The organism is Streptomyces sp. NH27 (genome assembly GCF_056859195.1).
The window spans coordinates 1-3042 of the sequence record NZ_JACEGK010000717.1 but is presented as its reverse complement, the minus strand read 5'-3'; the positions used below and the strand labels follow the sequence as shown (position 1 = coordinate 3042).

General features: G+C 69.9%; 4 protein-coding genes. 2 read left to right on the top strand and 2 right to left on the bottom strand.

Annotated features, from left to right (window positions below):
- The first annotated feature begins 151 nt into the window (after positions 1-151).
- Both AC13HU_RS34880 and AC13HU_RS34875 read left to right on the top strand, forming a co-directional pair.
- On the top strand, positions 152-1159 hold the full coding sequence (locus AC13HU_RS34880) for a helix-turn-helix transcriptional regulator (RefSeq protein WP_483046007.1): 1008 nt from the start codon (positions 152-154) through the stop codon (positions 1157-1159).
- A gap of 257 nt (positions 1160-1416) precedes the next feature.
- Complete coding sequence (locus AC13HU_RS34875) at positions 1417-1545, top strand: hypothetical protein (RefSeq protein WP_483046006.1); 129 nt, start codon at positions 1417-1419, stop codon at positions 1543-1545.
- Positions 1546-1708: 163 nt separating this feature from the next.
- Here AC13HU_RS34875 and AC13HU_RS34870 read toward each other — a convergent pair whose 3' ends face one another.
- Complete coding sequence (locus AC13HU_RS34870; RefSeq protein WP_483046005.1) at positions 1709-2173, bottom strand: hypothetical protein; 465 nt, start codon at positions 2171-2173, stop codon at positions 1709-1711.
- A 177-nt stretch (positions 2174-2350) separates the two neighbouring features.
- The coding region (locus tag AC13HU_RS34865; RefSeq protein WP_483046004.1) for a pentapeptide repeat-containing protein at positions 2351-3042 on the bottom strand (692 nt) is incomplete at its 5' end.

Genomic DNA, 3042 nt, shown 5'->3' with positions numbered 1-3042 from the left:
GGCACTGTCGCGTCTGCCGGCCGGACAAATGACTGCCGAAGCAGCGCCGCTGGCACCTGACGTATCCATTGCTAAAGTCACTACGGGCGTTGACCCGGCAACCGCGCGGGCCCGCCGGAGCAACACAGGGTGTGAGTGAGGGGGAGCGGACGTGGCCGGTGCGACACGACGTGGGGACGCGGACGCGGCCGGTATCGGACTCGCGATATACCGGGCGCTGCTGACCAACGGCTCCAGCGAGCGCGAGAAGGTCAACGCGAGCCTGGGCCTGACCGACGAGGAGGCGGCGGCCGGCTGGCGCGAGCTGGACGACCTCGGTCTGGTGCGGCCGAGCTGGCGGCCGGGCAAGACGGACTCCGTCGAGCCCGACACCGCGCTCATCGGCCTGCTGGCCAAGCAGCGCGAAACCCTGGTCGCTCAGCGCGACGGCCTGACCGCGGTGGTCAAGGCGGCCGAGACGCTGATGGAGCGGTACCGGCCGGTGGCGACCCGGGAGCCCGCCGAGGTCGAGGTGGAGGTGCTCAGCGGGCCGGCCCGCCGCCGGGAGTTCGTCCGCGATTTCGGCGCGACGGTTTCGGAAGTCGTTTCGTCCATGCATCCGGGTCCGCTGCCCCCGCCGGAATTTCTGGAGAACTCGCTCGATTCCGACCGGGCGTTCATCGAGAAGAACATCCGGGTACGCGCCCTTTACGGCCAGAGCGTGAATTCCGGCCCCCGGCAACGGAAATACCTGAGCGATCTGGCGGCACTCGGCGCGGAAGTCCGGCTCATTCCCCAGGTGCCGTTCGACCTTCTGGTGGCCGACGAACACACCGCGCTCACCCGGGCCGAACCCTCCGACCCGGACGGCCCCGCGGTGGTCATCCGCGGGCCGGTCCTGGTCCGCTCCTACCTGGCCGTGTACGAGGACTGCTGGCTGCGCGCCGTACCGCACACAGCCAAGACGTCGACCAGCCCGGACGACGAGCACGAACTGACCGAGCAGCACCGCACCACCCTGCGCCTGCTGGCGAACGGCCTGACCGATGAGCGCATCGCCAGGAAACTGGGCGTGTCCCTGCGCACAGTGAGCCGCCTGGTGTCAGAGGTGATGCGCTACCTTGACGCGGAGAGTCGATTCCAGGCCGGTGTACTTGCGGCTACCAACGATCTGATCTGAATGTGCGCATACGCGCCATGGCGTACTTTCGCACCATCGTAACGTGGTGCTCCACTTGGCGGCATTGGCATCCTGGAGCAGGTTCATGCGCATTTCAGCATTGACGAACCGCTTCAGGCTACCCCCGGCCTTGACTGCTAAGGAACCCGATGTCGCGTAAATGGCTCAGGACCCACGCGCCAGCCGTCGCTGCGTTGACGCTCGCACTCGGCTCCATCGGCGGCACAGGCGTCGCCGTCGCCGCTGATGCTCCGCCCGTGGCTCCGCCAGCCGTCAGCACCCCGCACACCGCCGCGGCACAGTCCGCGACCCTCACGTCGAGTGGCGCCGACAGCGGCACCAGCCAGCGGATGTTCACTCCTACCATCTGGTACCCGCCGGCCTAGAGCGCCGATCGTTTCACGCAACCCCTGCGCTGTACGGCCCGAGATGGTTCACGGGCCGTACAGCGCTTCCTGCGTGTGGGGGCCGGAGTCGTGGGGGCCGGCGTCGCAGGAAGTCCCGGGCGGAGCGGGTGAGGCGGGAGACCTTCGGTGGAAGGTGAGAGGTTCAGCAGGCGCCGAGGCCGGTGGGCACGGCGGGGACGCTGTACGGGCGCAGGATCCGCAGGACTTCGCGGAGCACCTCGTCGATTTCCGTGGCGGCGTCCTCGGCGGCCGGGTGTACGGCCAGCCAGCCCAGATGCCGGCGCAGGAATGCGGCGAGGGCCGGCACCGTCCGCAGGGGGAGACGGACGGTGCGGCCCTCGACTATCAGATCGGCCCAGGAGGCGAGAGTGCCTCGTACAGCGGCGCGCGCCTCGACAGCCGGCCCGTTCAGGGGGATGCCGGGCCGGGCAGTGCCGGTCTCTCGGTCGCCGGAGTCCGGCGCCGGTACGAGCGCGACCTCCAACTCGCCGTATACCCGGGGAAGCAAGGCGAGTTGCCGATCCAGCCGCTCCTGGCAGGGCACGCACAGCGCAGGATCCGTATCGACACACAGATGGTGTGCGCTCCGGAACTCGATCTCCTGCACTGAGTCGTTCCCTTCCTCGCCGGGGGCGGTGAGTAGAGCGAACCAGGAACCGGGTGATCCGGACAATGCCCGCCGACCGGCCGGAATCCGCAATGGCGCGATCGCGCAGCAGAGCACCTGTCAAGCCAGTCACCAGGGGTGGCTGGATGTATGTCACGGGGCGCATGTTGCGGCTGGTCAGCCGTCCTTGACGGTGATGCCGAGAGTGTGCGCCAGCGCGGGCGCGAGGTCCAGCAGTTGACCCGAACTGATCACCGCGCCGCGCAGACTTTCGTACCCGTCGGCGAGGTCGATACCGACCGCGCCGCGCAGATCGGTCCGCTTCAGCTCGGCCCGGCTCAGGCGGGCCTGCTCCAGCCGGCTGCCGGGAAAGGACACCCCGTCCAGCCGGGCCTCGCCGAAGTCGACGTCGCGCAGCACGCAGTCCTCGAAGACCACGTCGTGCAGCCGGGCCGCGCGCAGGTTCACCGAGTCGAGCTTGCAGCGGCGGAAGAGCACCCGGCGCAGCACCGAGCCGAACGCCTCGACGCCGGCCAGCGAGCAGCCGACGAGCGCGGAGTCCAGCCAGGTGCTCTCGGCGAGCGAGACGCCGGTCAGCCGGGTACCGGACGCCCACAGGTCGTTCATCCGGGCGCCGCGCAGGTCGGTCTCGGCGAAGGAGCAGTCGGTGACGGCCGATTCGAGGAACCGGGACCCGGTGGCGCGGCTGCGGGCGGGGAAGTCGATCCGGTCGAAGTGCACGGTGTCGTAGTCGCCCTCGACCTCCAGCGGGCCGGTGTGCGGGCGCAGCAGCCCGGCGTAGGGCAGGTCGGCGAGGTCCTCGGGGGCGTCGGGCGCGTCGGCGGCGGTCATGGCGGCCACCCTAGGGC